This window comes from Sphingomonas brevis (assembly GCF_023516505.1).
Taxonomy (GTDB): Bacteria; Pseudomonadota; Alphaproteobacteria; order Sphingomonadales; family Sphingomonadaceae; genus Sphingomicrobium; species Sphingomicrobium breve.
In genome coordinates this window covers 1,489,333-1,512,028 of the sequence record NZ_JAMGBB010000001.1, presented here as the reverse complement: position 1 = coordinate 1,512,028, position 22,696 = coordinate 1,489,333, and the positions used below count along the sequence as shown (strand labels likewise).

General features: G+C 61.9%; 17 protein-coding genes. 12 read left to right on the top strand and 5 right to left on the bottom strand.

Annotated elements, in window-relative coordinates; translation table 11 throughout:
- Positions 1-75: 75 nt before the first annotated feature.
- Positions 76-726 carry a PadR family transcriptional regulator gene (locus tag LZ518_RS07705; RefSeq protein ID WP_249915422.1) on the top strand — a complete coding sequence of 217 codons (651 nt, stop codon included), beginning with the start codon at positions 76-78 and terminating at the stop codon, positions 724-726.
- Here LZ518_RS07705 and LZ518_RS07700 read toward each other — a convergent pair.
- Positions 689-1,873 carry a glycosyltransferase family 4 protein gene (locus tag LZ518_RS07700; protein WP_249915421.1) on the bottom strand — a complete coding sequence of 395 codons (1,185 nt, stop codon included), beginning with the start codon at positions 1,871-1,873 and terminating at the stop codon, positions 689-691. The two genes, LZ518_RS07705 and LZ518_RS07700, sit on opposite strands and share 38 nt — an antisense overlap.
- Before the next feature lie 72 nt (positions 1,874-1,945).
- On the opposite strand from LZ518_RS07700, the gene LZ518_RS07695 reads away from it, so the two are divergent.
- Positions 1,946-2,446 (top strand): DNA-deoxyinosine glycosylase, encoded by a 501-nt coding sequence (locus tag LZ518_RS07695; RefSeq protein WP_249915420.1) that lies wholly within the window; start codon positions 1,946-1,948, stop codon positions 2,444-2,446.
- The gene (locus LZ518_RS07690; protein WP_249915419.1) at positions 2,443-2,736 is read left to right on the top strand and encodes a hypothetical protein; all 294 of its coding nucleotides are present in this window, start codon (positions 2,443-2,445) and stop codon (positions 2,734-2,736) included. The genes LZ518_RS07695 and LZ518_RS07690 overlap by 4 nt, the downstream gene beginning before the upstream one ends.
- On the opposite strand, the gene LZ518_RS07685 is transcribed toward LZ518_RS07690, so the two are convergent.
- The 4 genes from LZ518_RS07685 to LZ518_RS07670 all read right to left on the bottom strand — a co-directional run bounded on the left by LZ518_RS07685 (position 2,733) and on the right by LZ518_RS07670 (position 8,998).
- A complete protein-coding gene (locus LZ518_RS07685; protein WP_249915418.1) occupies positions 2,733-5,921 on the bottom strand; it encodes an efflux RND transporter permease subunit in 3,189 nt (1,062 codons plus the stop codon). The genes LZ518_RS07690 and LZ518_RS07685 overlap by 4 nt on opposite strands.
- A 6-nt stretch (positions 5,922-5,927) precedes the next feature.
- On the bottom strand, positions 5,928-7,055 hold the full coding sequence (locus LZ518_RS07680; protein WP_249915417.1) for an efflux RND transporter periplasmic adaptor subunit: 1,128 nt from the start codon (positions 7,053-7,055) through the stop codon (positions 5,928-5,930).
- A 270-nt stretch (positions 7,056-7,325) separates the two neighbouring features.
- On the bottom strand, positions 7,326-8,354 hold the full coding sequence (locus tag LZ518_RS07675; protein WP_249915416.1) for a histone deacetylase family protein: 1,029 nt from the start codon (positions 8,352-8,354) through the stop codon (positions 7,326-7,328).
- A gap of 5 nt (positions 8,355-8,359) precedes the next feature.
- The gene (locus LZ518_RS07670; protein WP_249915415.1) at positions 8,360-8,998 is read right to left on the bottom strand and encodes a helix-turn-helix domain-containing protein; all 639 of its coding nucleotides are present in this window, start codon (positions 8,996-8,998) and stop codon (positions 8,360-8,362) included.
- Between the two features lie 129 nt (positions 8,999-9,127).
- Here LZ518_RS07670 and LZ518_RS07665 point away from each other — a divergent pair, with 129 nt between their 5' ends.
- The 9 genes from LZ518_RS07665 (at position 9,128) to LZ518_RS07625 (ending at position 22,688) form a co-directional block, all read left to right on the top strand.
- Positions 9,128-11,134, top strand: coding sequence for a serine hydrolase domain-containing protein (locus LZ518_RS07665; RefSeq protein ID WP_249915414.1), 2,007 nt, complete (start codon positions 9,128-9,130; stop codon positions 11,132-11,134).
- Positions 11,134-12,144, top strand: a complete 1,011-nt coding sequence (locus LZ518_RS07660; protein ID WP_249915413.1) for a dipeptide epimerase — start codon at positions 11,134-11,136, stop codon at positions 12,142-12,144. Before LZ518_RS07665 ends, LZ518_RS07660 begins: the two co-directional genes overlap by 1 nt.
- Positions 12,141-13,418 (top strand): peptide MFS transporter, encoded by a 1,278-nt coding sequence (locus LZ518_RS07655; protein ID WP_249915412.1) that lies wholly within the window; start codon positions 12,141-12,143, stop codon positions 13,416-13,418. Before LZ518_RS07660 ends, LZ518_RS07655 begins: the two co-directional genes overlap by 4 nt.
- A 127-nt stretch (positions 13,419-13,545) precedes the next feature.
- Positions 13,546-15,768 (top strand): TonB-dependent receptor, encoded by a 2,223-nt coding sequence (locus tag LZ518_RS07650; RefSeq protein ID WP_249915411.1) that lies wholly within the window; start codon positions 13,546-13,548, stop codon positions 15,766-15,768.
- Positions 15,769-16,818: an N-acetyltransferase DgcN family protein gene (locus LZ518_RS07645; protein WP_249915410.1), complete on the top strand. Its 1,050-nt coding sequence runs from the start codon at positions 15,769-15,771 to the stop codon at positions 16,816-16,818. It begins immediately after the preceding gene.
- 4 nt (positions 16,819-16,822) lie between these two features.
- Entirely contained in the window at positions 16,823-17,950 is a 1,128-nt protein-coding gene (locus LZ518_RS07640; protein ID WP_249915409.1) for a YkvI family membrane protein, read from the top strand.
- Positions 17,947-19,518, top strand: a complete 1,572-nt coding sequence (locus tag LZ518_RS07635) for a serine hydrolase (RefSeq protein WP_249915408.1) — start codon at positions 17,947-17,949, stop codon at positions 19,516-19,518. The genes LZ518_RS07640 and LZ518_RS07635 overlap by 4 nt, the downstream gene beginning before the upstream one ends.
- A gap of 29 nt (positions 19,519-19,547) precedes the next feature.
- Positions 19,548-21,272 (top strand): N-acyl-D-amino-acid deacylase family protein, encoded by a 1,725-nt coding sequence (locus LZ518_RS07630; protein ID WP_249915407.1) that lies wholly within the window; start codon positions 19,548-19,550, stop codon positions 21,270-21,272.
- A gap of 75 nt (positions 21,273-21,347) precedes the next feature.
- On the top strand, positions 21,348-22,688 hold the full coding sequence (locus LZ518_RS07625; protein ID WP_249915406.1) for an APC family permease: 1,341 nt from the start codon (positions 21,348-21,350) through the stop codon (positions 22,686-22,688).
- Positions 22,689-22,696: the final 8 nt, after the last annotated feature.

Sequence of the window (22,696 nt, the reverse complement as noted above, 5' to 3'; positions counted from 1 at the left end):
CTTCGCAGAAAGTTGCATCCATCCTTGACGCGATGCATCTAAGATATATCTTAGAACTATCACGAGGAGGATTAGATGCATTTCCATTACGACTGCGACGACGCAGGCCGGCATATTCGGCGGGCAATGAGCAAGAGCCGCTCGTTCCGCTTCGGGCCGTTCGACTTCGACTTTGATTTCGACAATGGCGGCGGGCGAGGCAGCTGGGGCGGCGGTCGCCGCGGCCGGGCAGGCAAGCGGATGTTCGAGGGCGGCGAGCTTCGGCTCGTGCTGTTGAAGCTGATCGCCGACCAGCCGCGCCATGGATATGAGCTGATCAAGGCAATCGAGGAAATGACCGGCGGCGACTATGCGCCCAGTCCCGGCATCGTCTACCCGACCCTCACCATGCTTGAGGACATGGGCCTGATCGCGGAGACAAAGTCGAAGAACACCAAGAAGGTCTATGAAGTGACCAGCGACGGCCGTGCCCATCTGGATGAGAATTCAGATGAGGTGGACGAGCTGATCGAACGGCTTGAAGGCCACGGACATCATCGCCGCCGCGGGCATCGACCTGAGATTGGGCGGGCTATCGGCAATTTGATGACGGCGCTCCGCAACCGCATTGCTCACGAGGGCTGGAACGAAGACCTGCTGGAAGAGGTAGTCGACATCCTTGATGAGGCTGCCCAGCGGATCGAGCGAGTCAAGGACGCAAAGCCTGAAGACCCAGACGACGATTGAGGTGGCACCGCCGTTCGATGACACGTTCGTAAACGTGCATCACGGCCGCATTGATCGCGTCCCAGTCCATGGTCTTTGCGAACTCAAGGCCGGCCGCGCCGTGTCTCGCCCGTAATTCCGGGTTGCGTTGATAGTCGGCCAGCTCGTTGGCCATGGCATCGATATCGCCCGGTTCCGCCAGCCGGCCGGTAATGTTGTCCTGGACCAGGCTGGTAGTCCCCGACGCGGCCGCCGCCATGACCGGCAAACCGGACGCCATTGCCTCCAGGGTGACGTTGCCGAAGGTTTCGGTGATTGAGGGATTGAGAAAGACGTCGGTCGAAGCGAACGCCATCGCCAACTCGTCGCCTGTCAGCTGACCGGTGAAGATCGCATCCGGCAGCCGTTCCTCGAAGTAATCGTGGGCGGGTCCGGTGCCAATCGCGACAACTCTGAGCGGCACTCCCTTGGCGCGAGCGGCGTCGACCGCATCGGCAAATACGTCGAGTCCTTTCTCAAGCACTAGTCGGCCAAGAAATGAGACGACCATTTCGTCATCGCCGATGCCATGGGCGCGGCGCCACTCCAGGCTGCGGCGTTCGGGATTGAACTGCGCCCGATCAACGCCGCGCGACCAAATCGAGATATCCTTGTTCATCCGCTGTGCGCGCATGATTGCCGCGGTGGATTCGGCCGGAACGACGATCGCGTCACAGCGCCGGTAGAAGCGGCGCATTATAGCGCGAGCAACCGGCTCCAGCCATTTCAGGTTATAGTATTGCAGGTAGGTATCGAAGCGCGTGTGGACCGATGCGACCACGGGAACCTTGCCCCGGCGCGCCCAGCTGATCGCCCGGTGCGCGACAAAATCGGGACTTGCCACATGGACGACATTCGGCGCGAACGCTTCCAGGTCCCGCCGCGCCGATCGAGGCAATTTGTACGGGATCCGATATTCTTCGCGCCCGGGAACCTTGAACGCCTTGATGTTGACCATCTCGCCGGTCGCCGGAAATGCCGGGCGCTTGACGATCGGCGAATAGACCCGGACCTGCGCGCCCTGGCGCAACAGATACTCGACCAGCCGGTTCAGTGCCTGGTTGGCGCCATCGCGGACATAATTATAATTGCCCGAGAACAGGGCGATGCGGAGTTCTTCGGGCCTCATTCGGCAAGCCCTTAGCGGTTGGGAAGTATCCATCGCAACTGCTGGAGGTTGGAGATTAGCTTAAAGCGTTCCATGGCACCGGTCGGCGCCCGCGATGCGCTGCTGCTGATCCTTGGCAGTCTGCCAGGTGACGCGTCACTGCGAGCCCAGCGCTATTATGCACATCCGCAAAATCAATTCTGGCGATTGCTAGGCAGCGCCATTGAAGAAGAACTGGCGTTTGCGCCCTATGAGGATCGCCTTTCCCGGTTGAGCGCCAGGGGGATCGCCCTATGGGATGTGGTCGGCGAGGCACGACGCCACGGCAGCCTCGATGGCGCAATCCGGGGAGCCACGCCTAACCGGCTCGCGGAATATGTTGCGACCCATCCGCGGCTTCGCGCTGTGGCATTCAACGGCAAGACTGCGGCACGGCTGGGCAGGGTGGCGCTGGCCGGCCTAAGCGGGCTCGAGACCGTCGAACTTCCGTCTTCAAGCCCGGCCTATACGATCGCCTTCGCCGATAAATTGGCCAAATGGTCGGTGCTGGGCCCGCTTGCATGCCCGGCAGAAGCTGCCACATTGGATCGATGACCGAAGATATTATCGAAGACGATGAAGATCAGTCGCTGACCATGGTCGATGAGGCGTTGGTCGCCGGCAACATTGCCAACACAAACGGCCTGCTCGTGATTCTTGCCCGTCTCGTCGCCAAGGGCGTGTTCGACGCTGAAGATCTGCATGCCTTTTCCGATAGCTACTCCAAGCCGCTCGACCATGAGCATATGCGCGAGAATGAGTTGATCAGTCAGATGCAGGACCAGATGGAGGCGACCTTGGCCCAGCTGATGCATTATCTGGCCGACAAGGGCAGCCCGGACTAAGCGGTCGCCTCGCGGCGCTTGGCACGCCGTTTACTTAGCGCTCCGAGCCCGTCGCGCACGCCGCGTCGGACGAGCACGAAGAACATCGGAATGTAGAATATCGCCAGCAAGGTCGCGGTCAGCATGCCGCCGATCACCGACGTCCCGATTGCAATACGGCTGTTGGCGCCGGCGCCGGTCGACAGCGCCAAAGGCAATACGCCAAAGATGAAAGCGAAGCTGGTCATCAGGATCGGGCGCAGCCGGATTCGCGCAGCCTCCAACGCGGCATCGATGATACGCTTGCCCTGCCGCTCGGCGCGGTCGGCGAACTCGACCATCAGGATCGCATTCTTGGAGGCCAGCCCCATCGTTGTCAGCAGCCCGATCTGCAAATAAACATCGTTCTGGAGCCCGCGGAGGGTGACCGCGAAGATCGCCCCGACCAATCCCAGCGGAATGACCAATATGACCGCCAACGGGATCGACCAGCTTTCGTAAAGGGCGGCCAGGCAAAGAAACACGACCAGCAGCGAAATGGCGTAAAGCAATGGCGCCTGACCCGACGACAGCCGCTCCTCGTAGGACTGGCCTGACCAAGCGACGCCGACCCCGGGGATTTGGGCGGCCAGCCGTTCGATTGCCTTCATTGCATCGCCGCTGCTCTTGCCGGGCGCCGGCTGGCCCTGGAATTCATAGGACTGGATGCCGAGGAAGCGCGACAGGCTGACGGGCGCCGTCGACCAGCCGGTTTGAGCGAATGAGGTAAAGGGCACCATCTCGCCGCGGCTGTTGCGGACCGACCATTGGTCGATGTCCTCGGGTTTCGACCTGAACGGCGCGTCGCCCTGGACATAGACGCGCTTGACCCGTCCACGGTCGATGAAATCATTGACGTAGCGACCGCCCCAGGCGGTCGACAGGGTGCTGTTGACGTCCGCGGTGCTGAGACCGAGCGCCGAAATCCGCTCCTGGTTCATATTGACCTTGAGGGTCGAAACGTCGGGCAGTTCGGACAAGCGCACTTGCTGCAGGTCCGGATCTTCCGCCGCCAGGTCCAGCAGCCGGTCTCGGGCTGCCTCGAAATCCGCCATGCTCATGCCGCTGCTGTTTTGCAGCTGCAAGTTGAAGCCGCCGGATTGGCCGAGCCCGCGAATGGCCGGGGGAATCAGGGCAAAGACCTGAGCATCCCGGTAACCGTTGAACGCGTCCTTCGCCCGTTGCACCAGTGCGTCGGCGTTATTTTCCTTGCCCTCACGCTGGTCGAATGGCGCCAGGTTGATGAACGACTGGCCGGCATTCTGGCCGGTCGCGCCCTGGCCGCCGCCGGCGACGATGAAGTAGGTCTTGAAATTATCCTTGTCCGGCCCGCGCATCAGATAATCTTCGACCGCCAGCTGCATTTCCTTGGTGCGCTCCAGCGTTGCGCCGGCCGGAAGCCGGAACTGGATCTGCATCGCTCCCTGGTCCTCGCTCGGCAGGAAGCCGGTCGGCAGGCGGAAGAACATTACGGCCAGGACGACACAGACGACCGCATAGCCGCCGAGAAACCGCCACTTGCGGTCAACCACGAAGGTCACCGTTCGCACATACCAGTCGCGCAGACTGTCGAAGCCGCTGTTGAATCGGTCGCGGGCGATGGAAATCCCGGCCGCTGCCCGGGGGAACCGTCGGCCGAAACCGGTGTCGCGTGGATCGACATGCTTGCGCCGGAGGACCGCCGCGGCAATCGCCGGGCTCAGGGTCATCGCGACGAACACCGAAAGGACCATGGCGGAAACGATCGTCGCCGAGAATTGCCGGTAAATAACCCCGGTCGAGCCGCCGAAGAAAACCATTGGCAGGAATACCGCCGACAGGATCAAAGCGATCGCGACCAGCGCCATTTGGATCTGGCTCATCGACAAAATCGTTGCCTCGCGCGGCGTGAGATCCGGATTTTCCTCGAGGATGCGTTCGACATTTTCGACCACCACGATCGCATCATCGACCAGCAGCCCGACGGCCAGGACCAATCCGAACAGCGTCATGGTGTTGATCGAAAAATCGAGTGCGTAGAGGATTCCGAAGGTGCCGAGCAGGACGACTGGAATGGCAATCGCCGGAACGAGCGTCGCTCGCCAGCTTTGCAGGAACACGAACATCACGACCAGTACCAGGATCATCGCTTCGACCAGCGTCTTCACGACTTCGTCTATCGACAGCTTGATGAAATCGGTGGTGTCGTAGGCGTAGGCAAAGCGGTAACCGGGCGGGAAGCCGGCAGAGATTTGCTCAACTTTGGCTTTGACCAGCTCCGCGGTTTCAAGCGCATCGGCGCCGGGTGCCAGGAAGATGGCAATTCCCGCGCCGGGCTTGCCGTTGAGGCGGCGGTCCGAATTATAGTTTTCGGCGCCCAGCTCAACGCGCGCCACATCCGACAATGCAACTCTCGCGCCGCTAGCATCGGCCTTGACGATGATGTTGCGGAACTGATCGACGTTCTGGAAGCGGGACGAAGCAGTGACGGTCGCGTTGAGCATTTGCCCCGGGCTCGACGGAGTGCCGCCCACTTCTCCGGCCGCGACCTCGACATTCTGCGCGCTGATTGCGCTGAGTATGTCAGCCGGGTTCAGCGAATAGGATCGCAGTTTGGCGGGATCGAGCCAAATGCGCATCGCGTAGGGCGCGCCGAACACATTGACGTCGCCGACTCCGGTGATTCGGGAAATCGGGTCCTGCATGTTGCTCGACAGCCAGTCCGACACATCCATGTCGGTCGTTCGTCCGGAATCATCGTAAACGCCGATGATCAGCAGGAAGTCGTTTGACGCCTTGGTAACGCGCAGGCCTTGTTGCTGGACCTGCTGAGGAAGTCGGGACAGTGCAGTCTGGACCGCGTTCTGGACCTGCACCTGGGCGATATCGGGATCGGTTCCCTTTTCGAAGGTGACGTTGATCGTCGCCTGGCCGCGCGAGCTCGACGATGATTGAAAATAGAGCAGCCCGTCGAGCCCGGTCAGCGATTGCTCCAGCACTTGCGTCACGCTGTCCTGCAGTGTCTGCGCCGAGGCGCCGGGATAGGTGGCGCGGATGTTGACCTGCGGGGGTGCGACATCGGGATACTGGGCGATCGGCAGCTTGGTGATCGACCCAATTCCGACCAGCATGATGATAATCGCGATCACCCAAGCGAATATCGGGCGATCGATGAACAGCTTTGACATGGTTGATCAGCGAGCCGCAGCGTCGGGGCGGGCCGGCGGGCTGGCGCGCTGCGGCGAGGCTGCCGGAACGGGCTTGATCTTGGCCCCTTCCTTCAGCTTGCCGATACCCTGAGTGATAACTTTTTCACCGGTCGCAAGGCCTTGCGTGACAACCCAGTTGGTCCCGTCCGTCCGGTCGGCAATCACAGTGCGCTGAACGGCACTGTTGCCCGGCCCAACCACCCACAGCGCGGCATTGCCTCTGGCATCGCGTGAAATGGCTTGCTGTGGCACCAGATAGGCCGTCCGGCTGATCGATTGGGCGAACCTTGCCCGGACGAACATGCCCGGCAACAGAATTGACTGTGCATTGGGGAACTCGGCGCGCAGCGTGACCGACCCGGTGTCCGGATTGACCACGACTTCGGTGAACTGGACCGTACCCGTATAGCCGTAGTCGCTACCATCAGGCAGCGTCAGCCGGACCTGTGCAGCGGTCGGTACGGATCCCCCGCGCGCCAGGTCGCGGCGCAAAGACAGCAATTCGGGCGCCGACTGCTGGATGTCGACATAGATCGGATCGAGCCTGGTGATGGTAGTCAGCGCGTCGGTCTGACTAGCGGTAACCAGCGCTCCTTCGGTCACATTGGATGCCCCGACGCGCCCGCTGATCGGCGCCGGCACGCGGGTGAAGCGAAGGTTGATCCGCGCTTCCTGCAACGCCGCCTCGTTCTGCGCCACGGCCGCCCTGGTTTGCCGGGACTGAGCGAGGACGTCGTCATACGCCTGGCGCGAGACGAATTGGCTCTTGGCGAGCGGGCGATAACGCTCTTCGCGCGCAGTTGCCGCCTGGGCGCTGGCGCGCGCGCTGTTGAGGTTGGCCTGCGCCTGCGCGACTGCCGTCTGATAGATGCGCGGATCGATTTCGTAGAGCGGTTGGCCCTGGCGGACCATTGCGCCCTGGGTGAACAGGCGACGCAGGACTACCCCCGAAACCTGCGGCCGGACTTCCGAAATTTGATAGGCGGCGACGCGCCCCGGCAAGTCCTGCTGGACGAGGACCGACGAAGGTTGGACGACGACATAGCCTACCTGGACGGGAGCGCCCTTCTTGGCGGCATCCTGCGAGTCAGCGGCTCCGCACGCCGCGAGCATCAATGCTCCGGCTGACGCGATTACAATTTTTAAAGCCGGCTTGGGCATTCCCGTCGGAACTCATTCTTTCTTTGGGTCGAAGGATTTTTGCAGGAAGGTGACCGATGTTTCCGAATTATGACATCCGGTGTCGCCGCTCCGCGATTACTCCTGAAGTGAGCGGGGGCAATACAGGGTCCTCCCACAGGCCGTCCAGCACGATTGCCGGTGCGATATCGGCCGTTCGTCGACCCTAGAGTGCCGTTCGTAAGAAGCGCGGGCGGTCGGCGCTCAAATTGCCGCGCTTTCGAATCCCGACAACAGAGCCGATACGTTGGCGCCCAGGGCATCAATTGCATAGCCGCCTTCCATGACGATCAGCGTAGGTAGGTCGATGGCGGCAATGCGGCTGGCTATTTCTCGATAATCGCCTTCCCTAAGCCGGAAAAAGGATATCGGGTCGTCCTCGAACGTATCCGCCCCGAATGACAGGACCAGCAGGTCCGGCCGATGCGCGCCGACGGCTTGCAGGGCCATGTCCAATGCCTCTCGATATCTACTCATGTCGGTACCGCGCGGCAGCGGCAGGTTGATCGTCTTGCCCTCGCCCTTGCCGTCGCCGCGCTCGTCCGCATGTCCCCAGAAGAAGGGGTAATCGTTCACCGGGTCGGCATGGATCGATACGAACAAAAGATCCGGATCCTCGAGAAAGATGTCCTGGGTGCCGTTGCCGTGATGATAGTCGATGTCGAGGATGGCGACCCGCAGTCCTTTCTGCTGGGCCCGCCTCGCGGCAATTGCCGCGTTGTTGAGGTAGCAATAGCCGCCGCAATAATCCCGGCCAGCATGATGGCCGGGCGGCCGGCACAGGGCGAAGCTCGTCCGCCTCCCCTCATCGACTATTGCGGCTAGTGCCGTGAGTGCGGTTTGCGCGCTCCAATAGGCGGCATCCCACGTGCCTTCGGCAATCGGCGTTGCCGCGTCATAGCTGTAGCGGCCCAACCGGGCGTCGATCCGGTCGAGCCTCAAGTCCCGGCGGTGCGCAATGGGCCAGGTGTAGCCAATTGCATCACCCTCACGCCCTGAGGCGCGCCAATCGGTGTAAGCCAAACGGAGGAAGTCGATATAGGCCGGGTCGTGAACGGCCAGTAGCGGTTCCAGGCCGAAATCCTTGGCCCCGCTCAACTCTCCCAGGCTGGCCGAGATATTCTCGGCGCGAGAAGGCTTTTCGGCATATTCGACCCAGCCGCCATTATGCAGTTCGCGGGCGGGAGCATGCGCCAGCTGCCTGAGGTCAAAGAATCCAGGAACTGGCCCCACCGACTCTAAATCCCTTCGTTGCCCGACCCGTCGTGCATCGTCATCAGGGACTGCATCAACTCTTCGTCGGCGCTGGACATCACCGCGAGCACGGTCGCCTCGTCGCATCCCTCGGCCGCGAGATAAGCGTGGCCCATGCTGGAATCGAAATAGATGGATTGACCGACTTCCAGGGTCACCGCGTCATAATGTTCGGTGTTGACGGTGACGCGGCCGCTCAGGACGTAGACGAATTCCTCGCCTGCGTGATGGACCAGGTCGCCGAACTCTTTCGACGTTTTCGCGCGGATTTTTGAGATGACCGGGATCATCCGTTTCCGTCGAAGGTCGGTACACAGGAAATAATAATCATAGTTGTTGGTCTCGACGCGAACCGCATGGTCGATATCGCAGAGGCTCCGGCGCGCCGTGATCGCTGCCGGTGCCTCCTCACTCGATTCGGCGAACAGCTCCGACATACGCAGTCCAAGCCGCTGAGCTACCTGATAGAGCTTGTCATAGGTCAGGGTCAGCCGGTCATGCTCGACCTTGGAAAGGGTCGATACCGGGATGCCGCTCTTCTCGCTCATCTGCTTGAGGGTCCAATCTTCGCGGTTGCGCACACCGCGCAACAGTGCGCCCAAGGTTGGAACTTCCGAGGCCATGAAATTGGACTCCTTTGCAGTTGACGAATTTTCTAATCAGGATAACAGTGTCCCAATCAGAACAATAGTATCAACCTTATTGGCTGGCGCGGGCCGGGGCAATCCCGGCGATTAGGGGAGGTAAAAGCCATGAAGAAATGGCGCGGAATAGCATTTGGATTGGCGGCGATCGTCGCCGGAACCGCGGTTGCGCAGCAGGCCGTCAAGCTTGGTCCCGTTACGACCGTCGGCAACCCGTTGGCATCGTCGGCAGCGCCCGGCGCGACTCCTGCATTACCGGCGTTGGGCGGGACTCATGAGCTCAACAAGACCGATGTCGATGCCTGGCTCGACGGTTACATGCCTTACGCGATCGCGCGCGGCGATATTGCCGGCGCGGTGGTCGTGGTCGTGAAGGACGGCCAGGTACTGACCGAGCGGGGCTATGGCTTCTCAAACGTCGAAAAGCGCACGCCGGTGTCGCCGGAGACCACGCTGTTCCGTCCTGGCTCGATATCTAAGCTCTTCACCTGGACTGCGGTCATGCAATTGGTGGAGCAGGGCAAGATCGACCTCGACAAGGACGTCAACACCTACCTCGACTTCAAGATTCCGGAGCGTAACGGCAAGCCGATCACGATGCGCAACATCATGACGCATACGGCCGGTTTCGAGGAAACGGTACGGCACCTGATCCACGATGATACAGTTCCCGTCGTTCCGCTGGACAAGTTTGTGAGGGTGAGCCTGCCGAACCGCGTGTTCGATGCGGGCACGACCCCGGCCTATTCCAACTATGCGACTGCCCTGGCCGGTTACATCGTCGAGCGCCAATCGGGACAATCGTTCGACGATTATGTCGATCAGCACATCTTCAAGCCTCTCAACATGCAGCATGCGAGCTTCCGGCAGCCGCTGCCCAAGAATCTGCAGCCGTTCATGGCACAGGGCTACAAGGGCGCGTCGGCACCGAAGGCCGAGCGGTTCGAGATCGTGGATCCCGCGCCTGCCGGAAGCCTGTCGGCATCCGGCGCCGACATGGGCAAGTTCATGATCGCTCACCTGAACAATGGCGCCGGCCTGCTGAAGCCCGAAACCGCCAAGTTGATGCACGAGTATCGCTACGACGTGATCCCGGGCCTCAATCGCATGGCGCTCGGCTTTTACGAGCAGGGCATCAATGGCCATCGCGGCCTTGCTCATGGCGGCGACACCAGCCTGTTCCACTCCGACCTGACGCTATTCATCGACGACAATGTGGGCCTGTTCGTCTCGGTCAACAGCGCCGGTGGCGAGGGCGCCCCGCGTGCACTGCGCGAGCGTCTCTTCGACGAGTTCGGCAACCGTTATTTCGCCGCCCAGCCGGTTACCGCCAAGGTCGATGAGGCAACCGCGAAAAAGCATGTTCAGCAGATGGCCGGCAATTATTTCAACAGCCGCGGCATTCGCTCCAAATTTCTCCATATCCTGGACCTGATCGGCCCAGTGGCAATCGGCCCTGATGAGAATGGCAAGCTGTCCGCGCCGATGGTCACCAACACCGGCAACAAGCCTCGCCGGTGGGAAGAAATCTCGCCCTATGTCTGGAAGGACCTGGACAGCGGCGAGAAGCTCGCGGCCAAGGTCGAGAATGGCCAGGTAACGCGCTGGAGCTTCGACACGGTCTCGCCGTTCATGGTGTTCGACCGGGTGCCCTGGTACAAAAATCCGGCATGGCTGGCGCCGTCGCTATATGTATCGCTCGGCCTGCTGCTCCTGGCTGCACTCTCCTGGCCGGCCGGAGCGATCGCACGACGTCGGTTCAAGGTCGCCAATGTCCATGAAGGCAAGCGCCTCCGCATGCAGCGGATCTGGCATGGCTGGCAGTGGTTGTCGCTTGCCACGCTGGCCGGCTGGGTCACCTTCGTATCGGTTGGCTTCTCAAGCCTCTCGCTGCTCGGCGGGCCGCTCGATCCGCTGCTGATCGCCGTCCAGGTGCTCACCCCAATTGCGTTCGTTGGCCTGCTCTTGCTGGCGGGCTGGAACCTGCGTCAGGCGTTCCTCGAGAAGCGGCGCTGGTTCGTCAAAGCCTGGGCCGTCGCCCTGCTGCTCTCCGCGGCAGTGATCGCCTGGGTCGCATTCGCATTCCACCTTGTCGGCTTCGGCACCAACTACTGATGTCACGCCTAGAGTTGGATGTAAGCGTAGAGACGTTGCGGCTGGCTCAGCCGTTTCGGATCTCGGGGCATGTCTTCACCGGTTCGGACGTCGTCGTGGTTACACTTCGGGACGGCGACCTGAGGGGCAGCGGTGAAGGGGGCGGCGTCTATTATCTCGGTGATGACGTCGCCCACATGCTTTACTCGATCGGTGCCGTCCGGTCGGCAATTGAGGCGGGTCCCACCAGGGAGGAGCTGCGCTCGATCATGCCAGCCGGCGGGGCCCGCAACGCGGTCGATTGCGCACTGTGGGAACTGGAGGCCGCAAGAGCCGGAAAGCCGGTTTGGCAGCTCGCGGGCCAAGCCGACCCACAGCCGCTTCGGACGACGTTCACCCTCGGCGCGGATGAGCCTGAGGTCATGGCCGAGGGCGCTCGGCGATACGCCGATGCACGGTCGATCAAGGTCAAGCTGACCGGCGAGCTGGACCTGGACATTGCCCGGGTGGAGGCGATCCGCGCAGCACGTCCGGACGTGTGGCTCGGCGTCGATGGCAATCAGGGCTTCGTCATCGACCAGCTCGACCAACTGGTCGCAGCCCTCGAGGAACAGCAAGTCTCGCTCCTTGAGCAGCCGCTCGCTCGCGGCCGTGAATCGGATCTGTACGGCTACAAATCTCCAGTCCCCATCGCGGGCGACGAGAGCCTGCTGACCCTGGAAGATTTGCCTGGCGCGATCGGTTGCTTCGACGTCGTCAACATCAAGCTCGACAAGTGTGGCGGCCTTACCGAAGGACTGCTGATGGCAGCGGAGGCGCGCCGCCTCGGGCTCGGCGTCATGGTTGGCAATATGGTCGGCTCGAGCCTTGCAATGGCACCTGCGTTCGTCCTCGGCCAGGGCTGCGACATCGTCGATCTCGACGGCCCGACCTTCCTCGCCGAAGACCGGACTCCAAGCGTGGTCTACAAGGATGGCAACATCACTGCCGGGCCGGAAGTCTGGGGTTCGGGCAAGGTCGCGGTTGCATGACCGACGAGCGCACGTGGTTCGGCCAGCCGCGTGGCCTTACCGTCCTGTTTCTCACCAATATGTGGGAGCAATTCTCTTACTATGGGATGAGGGCGCTGCTGGTCTATTATATGACCAAGCAGCTGCTGATAGGGCAGGCCCAATCCTCCTTCATCTACGGGACCTACACGGCCTGCGCTTATTTCACGCCGATCATCGGCGGGGTCATCGCCGACCGCTATCTTGGCAAGCGCAAGGCGGTGATTATCGGCGCCAGCGTCATGGCCCTGGGCCATTTCATGATGGCGTTCGAGCCGCTGTTCTATGCGGCGCTGGCGGCGATTGCGATTGGCAACGGCCTGTTCCTGCCAAGCCTACCCAGCCAGGTCGGCGACCTTTATCGGCGTGACGACCCCCGGCGCGGCTGGGCCTTCAACGTCTATTATGTCGGGATCAATATCGGCGGGTTCCTCGCCCCATTGATCTGCGGGACCCTGGGCGAGCTATATGGCTGGCATTATGGTTTCGGTGCCGCCGGCGTCGGCATGGTGGCGGGCCTGTTGATCTATCTTTCGGGGCAGAAATACCTGCCGGTGGAACAGCCGAAACCGAACGCCGCGGAGGCTGGCGCCCGCACGGGCTTCGACCGGCACACCATATTGGTCCTGCTCGGCATCGGTCTTTGCGTAACCGTGTTCCGCGCAGCCTATGAGCAGGTCGGTAATACGGTAGCGTTGTGGGCCGACAGCGGGATCGATCGCGCCGCTGGCGCCTATGAGATTCCGATGACCTGGTTCCAGTCGCTGAACCCGCTGTTCGTCATGATCATGACCCCGCCGCTGCTCGCTTACTGGCGACGCCATATCCACCTTGAGACGCGCGCATCGTTGATCCGGCGAATGGCTACGGGAGCGCTGATCGTTGGCGCATCTTACCTCCTTCTCGCCGGGGTTGAGCTCTTGAGCGGGGCCGCCCTGGCCGGCTGGGCCTGGCTGGCGCTTTTCTTCCTGATCTTCACCTTCGGGGAATTGTTCATCTTGCCTACCGGCCTGGGCCTGTTCGCCCGGCTCGCACCGCCGCACCTGGGCGCGACCACCGTTGCCTCCTGGTTCCTGGTTATCTTCAGCGGCAGCCTGAGCGCCGGGCTGATCGGGACTTTGTGGAGCAAGTTCGATCCCGCTGCTTACTTCCTGCTCCTTGCGGGAATAGCCGGCCTGGCCGCCATTCTGCTGCGTGGAATGAGCACTGTTGCCGAGCCATCACGTCCTGAGAAAGTTTCAGCCGAAGCGGATTGACAATTTTCTAATCAGGACAATAGTGTCTTTATTGGGATTAAATGGAGACGGCGTCGTCCTATGCCGACTCCTTGGTCGCAAGGCCGGCAAGAGACCGGCCGACTGCACCGAATTTGGGGAGGAAATTATGATCTACCGCCGTACCGCTTTGCTGCTCTCGTCCGGCATTGCCGCGTTGCTCGCAAGCACACCTGCCTTGGCACAAGAAGTCGCTGCCGAAGCGCCGGCCACCGAAGCCAGTGCGCCTGCCCCGGTGGAGGGCGAGGTCATCGTCGTGACCGCGCAGAAGCGCGAGGAGCGCCTCCAGGACGTGCCGATTTCGATCAGCGTAGTTTCCGGCGAGGACCTGGCCGAGAAGGGAGCGACCCAGCTCACGGAAATCGCCGGCTATGTTCCCGGCTTGCACGTCAACAATCTCGGAGCTCCGGGCCAGACGCAGGTATCGCTGCGCGGCATTTTCCCGCTGGGCGCAGGTGCGGCGGTTGGAACATATGTTGACGATGCACCGGTTGGTTCCAGCACCGTCTACACGGAAAGCGCCGCGTTTATCGTGGATCTCCTTCCGTATGATATTGCTCGAATTGAAGTCCTGCGCGGCCCGCAAGGCACGCTCTATGGTGCGAGCACCGTCGGCGGACTGCTCAAATATGTAACTGTCGTTCCGGATCTCAATGACTTCAGCGCCCGCGCCGGCGTCGAAGGATTCACCCTGGCTCACGCGGGAGACATTGGATGGGCGGTGCAGGGTTTGGTCAACGTCCCATTGGTCACTGATCGCCTCGCAGTCACTGCCAGCTTCGCACATCGCGACACACCCGGTTGGATCGACAATGTTCAGACTGGAGAGCACGACCAGAACTCGTTTGATCAAACGGGTTTCCGGGGGAGCCTGCTGTGGCGGCCGACCGACAATCTGAGCATTCGCCTATCGGCGATGCATCAGGAGATCGATTCAGATAACGCCACCGTGATCGCCCAGGATCTGACGGGGACGCCACTTGGGAACGGCCGCTCCAACTGGAACTACATCCCGGAGACCTTGAAGTCGGACTTCACGAATTACGCGGGCACGATCGAGTATGACTTCGGCTTCGCAACACTGTCCTCGGCGACGTCATGGACCGATGCGAAGCGCGTAGAGGTGCAGGACGCGAGCCGTATCTACGGTGTGCTGTTCCCGCTTTTCAGCGGTGGCGCGGTCGACGCGGGCCTGGCTCCGTTCACGAACACGATCAGCATGGAGAAGCTCACCGAAGAAGTCCGCCTGACGTCACGGTCAGGGGGGCGTTTCGAGTGGATGGCCGGCTTCTTCTACACGGACGAAGATGCTGGCAATGACCAGGTTGTCAACAGCCTGGACTTCGATGGCAACGTCAACGCAGGTTTTGATCCGTTTGTAACTGCGGGCCTACCGTCCACGTACAAGGAGTATGCATTATTCGGAAACGCGACGTTCCGAGTGACGGACAAATTTTTGTTGAGCGGCGGTCTCCGCTGGGCCCACAACAAGCAGACTTTCCGTCAACAATCGGCGGGCGCGATTCTTCCGACGACTGATACTCCCAACAAGTCGGATGAGAGTATCGTCACCTACAGCATCAGCCCCCAATATCATGTCAATGACGACACGATGATCTACGCGCGGGTCGCCACCGGTTACCGGCCGGGTGGACCCAACGTCATTGCAGCCGGCATTCCGCCGACGTTCGACCCGGATACGGTCACGAATTACGAACTCGGACTTAAGACGCGACTGGCCGATCGCACGGTCACTCTTGATCTGGCCTTGTTCCGAATCGATTGGGAGGACATCCAGGTCACGCAGGCGTTCCCGGGCGGGTCGGCTCTTGGTAACGGGGATACGGCACGCAGCCAGGGATTTGAGGCAGCCGTGCTTTGGCGGCCCGTGCCTGGCCTCTCGTTAGGGGCAAACGGCGCCTACACGAATGCTGAGTTGACTGCGGATGCTCCGGGAATCGACGGCCAGGACGGAGATCGGCTGCCGTTCGTGCCGAAATTCAGCGGTGCTCTTACCGCCGATTACAATTTCCCGGTCAGTTCATCGGTCAAGGCCACGGTCGGCGGTGGTCTTCGCTACACCGGCAGTCGAGGGTCCAGTGTTGAAAGCGACCCCACCTCCCTTCACCTCGGGTCCTACACGGCAATCGATCTCAACGGGTCGGTCACCTTCGGCGATCGGTACACGGTGCGCGCCTACGCCCGTAATCTGACGAACTCAGGAGGGCCGATCGCCAGAAACATCATCCCGGGCTTCTTCGGTCCGATCAACATCAACGAGGTTCCGTTGCAGCCGCGGACGATTGGACTTGCCGCCGAGGTCAGTTTCTAGGTGGCCGAACCGAGCCGAGCGCTAGATCCGCAGGGACAGGATGTAGGGCTTCCGCAACCCTACCTCCTGTTCCTCGGGGATACGGTCGAGCCAGGCTATGCCAAGACCGCATTTGGCCTGTGCGATTGGGCTCCGGACCGATGCATCGGCGAGCTTGCCTTGCCAGGCGCGACGGTAAGCACCGGCATTCCCCGGCTGAGCTGCCGCGAAGCATATGCAAAGGGCGCCCGGGCATTGCTGATTGGTGTCGCGACGCCGGGCGGGGCAATCCCGCACCATTGGATTTCGGCTCTGCTCGACGCCCTGAAGGCCGGGCTGGATATCGTGTCGGGCATGCATGCCAGGCTCAACGACATTCCCCAGCTCGCTGCCACAGCCGAAATGCTCGGCCGCCGCCTCATCGATGTGCGAGTGCCGCCGGCCAGGATTCCGATCGCGACGGGCCGGAAGCGCTGCGGCAAGCGGTTGCTTACAGTTGGCACCGATTGCGCGCTGGGCAAGAAATATGCGGCGCTGTCGATCGCTCGGGGACTGGAAGGGCGCGGTGCGGACGTGACGTTCCGCGCAACCGGCCAGACCGGTATCATGATTGCCGGTTCAGGAATCCCGATCGATGCCGTCGTGTCCGACTTCATCGCCGGCGCCGCCGAAATGCTGACGCCCGATGCGCCGCCCGATCATATCGACGTGATCGAGGGCCAGGGTTCGCTGTTCCACCCGGCCTATGCGGCTGTGTCGCTCGGTCTGTTGCACGGAAGCCAGCCCGATATGTTCGTGGCTTGCCACGAGCCCGGCCGGACCCATGTTCTCGGCTATTCCGGTTTCCAGCTTCCCTCGATCGAAGAACTCATTTTGCAGACCGTAGTGCTCGGCAAGCTGACCAACCCGGATATCCGATGCGTTGGCGTTAGCCTGAATACATCCGGCATGAACGTTGAAGCCGCTCAACGGCTGATCGCGGCCGAGTCCGACCGGCTTGGCCTTCCGGTGGCCGACCCTGTAAGAGGCGGTCCCGCCTTCGAGCGCCTGCTCGATCGCTGCCAAGGCTAAGGCCATGAGCCCAACCGTGCCGATCAAGTCTTCCTGGTTTCAACGCTATTTGCTGCCCGGATTCGCCTTCAAGGCAGTCGTCATCGGCGGCGGCTATGCCACCGGCCGGGAACTGGCGGAATTTTTCCTGCCGAGCGGGGCCTGGGGCGGTCTGGCAGCCATGGCGCTGTCGATGACATTGTTCAGCCTGTGCTGCATCGTGACATTTCTCTTCGCACGCCAATTCGGCGCCCGCGATTATGTGACCTTCTTCAAGCAGCTTCTCGGCCCGGGGTGGGTGCTGTTCGAGGGCGCCTACATCCTGTTCATTGTCCTGATTCTTGCCGTCTATGGCGCGGCCGCAGGATCGATCGGCACCGCCCTGTTCGGCGTGAACCATGTTTGGGGCACGCTGGCGCTGGGGCTGTCGATTATCGCGATCGTGACGTTCGGCAACGCCTCGGTCGAGCGGATGTTCGCCTATGTCTCCTACCTGCTCTACGCCGTCTACGCCCTGTTCGTGATCCTGGCTTTCAGCCGTTTCGGTAATGACATCAGGGCGGCATTTTCGAACGAAGCTGCGGTCGGCAGCTGGGCCGCCGGAGGAACGGTCTACGCCGGTTATAATCTGATCGGGGCGGTCGTGATCCTGCCGGTGATGAGGCACCTCACCAGCAATCGCGACGCAGTCGTGGCCGGGCTGCTTGCAGGACCGTTGGCGATGCTGCCTGGTGCGCTCTTCTTTGCCTGCATGGTCGCCTTTCTGCCCGACATCGCTTCGGCGACGCTGCCGTCGGACTTCATGCTTCAGAGGCTCGATTTGCCGCTGTTCCACATGCTGTTCCAGCTGATGATCTTTTCGGCGCTGCTGGAGAGCGGGGCGAGCTCGGTCCACGCTATCAACGAGCGTATCGCCAAGACCGTGAAGACCAGACGCGGGGTGGAGCTCAGCCATCGCATGCGGCTGCTGATTTCGCTCGCGATGCTTCTGTTCTGCATGTTCCTTGCCGAGCGCTTCGGGCTCGTTGCGCTGATCGCGAACGGCTATCGCGCGCTGGCCTATATCCTGCTCGCCGTTTTTGTCCTGCCGCTCCTGACCTTCGGCGTCTGGCGGCTCTGGCGTCAACAATCGACACCCCTGGAGGCTAAATGAAATCCCGCCTTTCCGTTGCCCTGATCGCGCTGGCAGCAAGCTGCCCGTCGTTCGCCGCTCCGCCGGCCAATTTCGACCAGCGGGTCGAACAGCTTCGTCGTGCGTCGGAGACTCCGGGCATGGCCATCGCCATTGTCGAAAATGGCCAGACGGTCCTGGCTCGCGGCTACGGCGTCCGCAAGATCGGCACCACCGACCCTGTCGACGCCGACACGATTTTCATGACCGGCTCGACCGGCAAGGCGGTCACGGTTGCGGCGCTGGCGACCCTCGTGGATGCGGGCAAGCTGGGCTGGGACGACAGGGTGGTCGACCGGCTGCCCGGTTTCCAGATGTATGATAGCTGGGTCACGCGCGAAATGACGGTGCGCGACCTGCTGACTCACCGCAGCGGCCTTGGCCTTGGCGCTGGCGACCTGATGTTCGTTCCGCGCAGCAAGCGGACCCGCGCCCAGATGCTCGAAGGGCTCAAGCACATCAAGCCGGCCACGAGCTTCCGCAGCGGCTATGCCTATGACAATATCCTCTACACGGTTGCCGGCGCGTTGATCGAAGCGGTCAGCGGACAGAGTTACGAAAGCTATGTCCGCGACCATGTGTACAAGCCCGCCGGTTTGCTGACCGCTACCAGCGATGAGCCGGGCCGCCTGGGAACCGTCAATCGCGCCTATCCGCACGGACGGATCAACGGACCCGTTCGTGGACTTGGCGACCTGCAGCTGCTCGACGAAACCGACCAGCTCGGTGCCGCTTCGACCCCGGCGGGGCTGCTGGCGATGAGCGCCAACGACCTTGCCAAGTGGCTGAAGATCCAGCTGTCGCACGGCAAGACCGAGAATGGCGGCCAGCTGTTCAGCGAAGCCTCGTCCGCAGCGATGTGGAATCCGGAAACGATCGAACCGATCGGTCCGGTTCCGCCTGGATTTGAAGCGACCAAGCCGATGTTCAGGGCCTATGCCCTTGGCTGGGAAGTTTCCGAATATGGCGGGGCCAAGATCATTTCGCACTCCGGCGGCGTGTTTGGGTTCATTACGATGGTCGTGCTGATTCCCGAGAAGAATGTTGGCTTCGCAATCACGCTGAACGCGGAAGAAAGCGCCGTTCGGCGCGGCCTGACGAACGAGCTCATCGACCATTATCTCGGGCGTCCATTCGCGGACTGGCCGGCCAAGTATAAAGGCCTGATCACCACGATGCTGACCAACGCCAAGGCAGCAGTGGAAACCAAGGCGGCCGCCCCCGCCAAAGTTGGCCCGTCGCTGTCGCTCGACCGCTACGCCGGCCAATTCAAGGATCCATGGTACGGCAAGATCACCGTGTCGCAGGGCAAGTCCGGCCTCGGCATCAACTTTGACGAAACGCCGCGGATGAGCGGCCCGCTGGTGCACTATCAATATGACACGTTCATCGCTCGCTTCGAGGACAAGGGGATCGAGCCGGCCTATGTCACCTTTGGGATCGACCCCGAAGGCAAGGTCGATCGGATCACGATGAAGCCGGTGTCTCCGACAGCCGATTTCAGCTTTGACTATCAGGATTTGAACTTCACGCCGGTTGCATCGCGCTAATCCGGGTCGAAGAATCGGGAGGGACTGCCATGGCATGGCGTACTGGAGTTGCATTGTCCGCACTGGCGGCAGCGATCTTGCCGGGCAGCTCGGCGCTTGGGGCGGAGCAGGAGTCCTATGACCTGCTGATCCGCAACGGCACCATCTATGATGGCAGCGGCGCGGTACCGTTTCGCGGCGAGGTAGCGATCCGCGGCGGCAAGATCGTCGCGGTTGGGCAGTCCTTGCCGGGGGCCGCCAAGCAGGTGGTCGACGCCAAGGGCCTGGCCGTCGCGCCGGGGTTCATCAACATGCTTAGCTGGGCCACCGAATCCCTGCTCGTCGATGGGCTTGGCCAAAGCGATCTTCGGCAGGGCGTCACCCTCGAGGTGATGGGCGAGGGCTGGTCGATGGGCCCGCTCAACGACCGGATGAAGAAGGAAGCCGTCGAACAGCAGGGCGATTTCAAATATCCGATCGAATGGACCACGCTGGGCGAATATCTGAGCCTCCTTGAACGCCGGGGCACGACGATGAACGTGGCGTCCTACGTCGGCGCCACCACCGTCAGGCAGCATGAACTGGGCGACGGCGACGTCGACCCCAATCCGGAGCAGCTGAAGCGCATGAGGGCGCTCGTGCGGCAGGCGATGGAGGAAGGAGCGCTCGGCGTCGGCACGTCCCTAATCTATCCGCCGGCGAGCTTCGCCGAGACGGACGAGCTGGTCGCCCTGACCACTGAAGCCGCCCAATGCGGCGGAAATTACATCAGCCACATGCGATCCGAAGGCGATCGCCTTCTGGAAAGCATCGACGAGCTGATCGAGATTTCGCGCCGTTCGGGCGCGCCGGCCGAAATCTATCACCTGAAACAGGTCGGCCGCGCCAATTGGGGCAAGATCGACGCCGCGATCGCGAAAGTCGAAGCGGCGCGGGCAGCCGGGCTCAAGATCAGCGCCGACATGTACACCTATACGGCCGGCGGTACCGGGCTGGCTGCATCCATGCCGCCCTGGGTCCAGGATGGCGGCGTCGATGCCATGCTTGGACGGCTCAAGGATCCGGCGACGGTAGAACGCATCAAGAAGGAAATGCTCCGGCCCGGTTCCAATTGGGAAAATCTCTATCTCCATGCGGGACCGGACGGTGTCCTTCTCGCCAGCATGACCGAGCCGTCCCTGAAGCCGCTGATGGGGAAGACCGTAGCCGAAGTGGCAAAGGAGCGGGGCGTGACCCCGGAACAGGCGGTGATCGACCTGGTGCTGGCCGACAAGGGCCGGTCGAGCGCCATCTACTTCCTGATGAACGAGGATAATGTCAGGCGGCAGGCCGCACTTCCATGGGTCAGCTTCGGATCGGATGCCGAGGCAGCGGCGCCTGAAGGCGTGTTCCTGAAATCGAGCACGCATCCGCGCGCCTATGGCAATTTCGCGCGGTTCCTCGGCAAATATGTCCGTGACGAGAAAGTCGCGCCGCTGGCCGAGGCCGTACGACGCCTTTCGGCGCTACCGGCGAGCAATCTTGGATTGCGCGACCGGGGACAGCTGAAAGCCGGGATGGTTGCCGATGTCGTCCTGTTCGATCCGGCGACGATCGCCGATCATTCGACTTTCGCCAATCCAATGCAGTTCGCGACTGGTGTCCGAGATGTATTCGTCAACGGCGTCCAGGTTCTTAAAGACGGCACCCCAACCGGCGCAAAACCCGGCCGGTTCGTGAAGGGGGCCGGATGGACCGGCTGGCCCGATGGCGGGGCGTGCCGCAAGTCGAGCTAGCATGGCCTGATTTGGCCTGAAGCTTTCGATTGCCGGCCGTGCTACGCCGCGGCGATCGGCGGGAGGGGGACAGCCATGGGGTCGCAAGCTCAGCAACCGGCGGAGAAAGGCTCGGCGCTTCATCGTGTCCTGGGCCTGGCATTCGGGCTGGCGATCGGTTTCGGCGGTGTTGTCGGCGGCGGCCTGCTCAAGACTTCAGGTAGCGTAGCCGCTTTGACGCCCGAACCCTGGCTGATTGTCGCGCTTTGGGCCGCCTGCAGCCTTCACTCATTCCTCGGCGCCAATGTCGTCGCGGAGGTAATGACGGCGCTACCCAGGGATGGTGGGCTGTTCGTTACTGCCCGTCGCGCTTTCGGCGACTTTGGCGGCCTGGTCGTCGGTTGGGCGGATGCCGCCCAAACCTGCGCGGCCATCGCTGCCGTAACGATCCTCTTCGCCACCTTCGCGGGGATGATCGTCCCGGCCCTTATTCCCTATGGCGTCGCACTCGCGATTGGCGTCCAGGTCTTACTCCTTGGCGTCAACCTGCTGGGCATTCGTGAAGGCAGCGCCGTCCAGCAGGCGACGGCTCTGCTGAAGGCCATCATGCTTGCGGCGATCGTTATGACCTTGCTGATGGCCGCCGGCACCGGAGCCATGAAAGCGCCGGCGCCTGGCGCGATGAACCTCGTCGGTGCGATCACGGCATATCTGTTGATATACGGCGTCTACAGCGGCTGGGCCTATCCCGGCTATTTCGGCGACGAAAGCAAGAGCGGCGGTCGGGAGATTCCCAAAGCCATATTCGGATCGATCGCCGCAGCCTCATTCGTCTATATCGGCTTCAACCTCGGGCTGGTGGCGGCACTCGATATCCCGACATTGGCTCATTCGGATTTCCCGGCCGCCGAGGTCGTGGGCCGAGTCATCGGAGCGGACGGCAGGCTGATCCTGGTAGCGATCGCCATGCTGGTCGTGTTCAGCAGCGCCAACGCCTACATCCTGATCGCGCCGAGGATCATTTACGGGCTGGGGCGCGACGGCTTGTTTTTCAAATGGTCGGCGCATGTAAACCGGGGCGGAACGCCAGACTGGTCGACGATCCTTGCCGTGGCTGCATCAATTGCCATGACCATGTCGGGAAGTTTCGAAACCGTATTCCTGCTGATGGGGGCGATGACGCTGTTCACCTTCGTCGTCACCGACATCGCTTATTTCGTGCTTCGGCATCGCGAGCCGGACCTGGAAAGGCCGTATCGGGCGCGGGGGCATCCCTACCTGCCGATCTTGCTGCTGGCGATCGATGGCACCTTGTTTGCGGCGTACCTCTGGTCCGATCCGGTCGGGGGCATGGCGATGCTTGCGATGATTGCCATCGCCATCCCGATCAGCGGACTGATTCACTTCCAGAAAAGGCGGAAACAAGCGACCGCTTGACCCGTAAC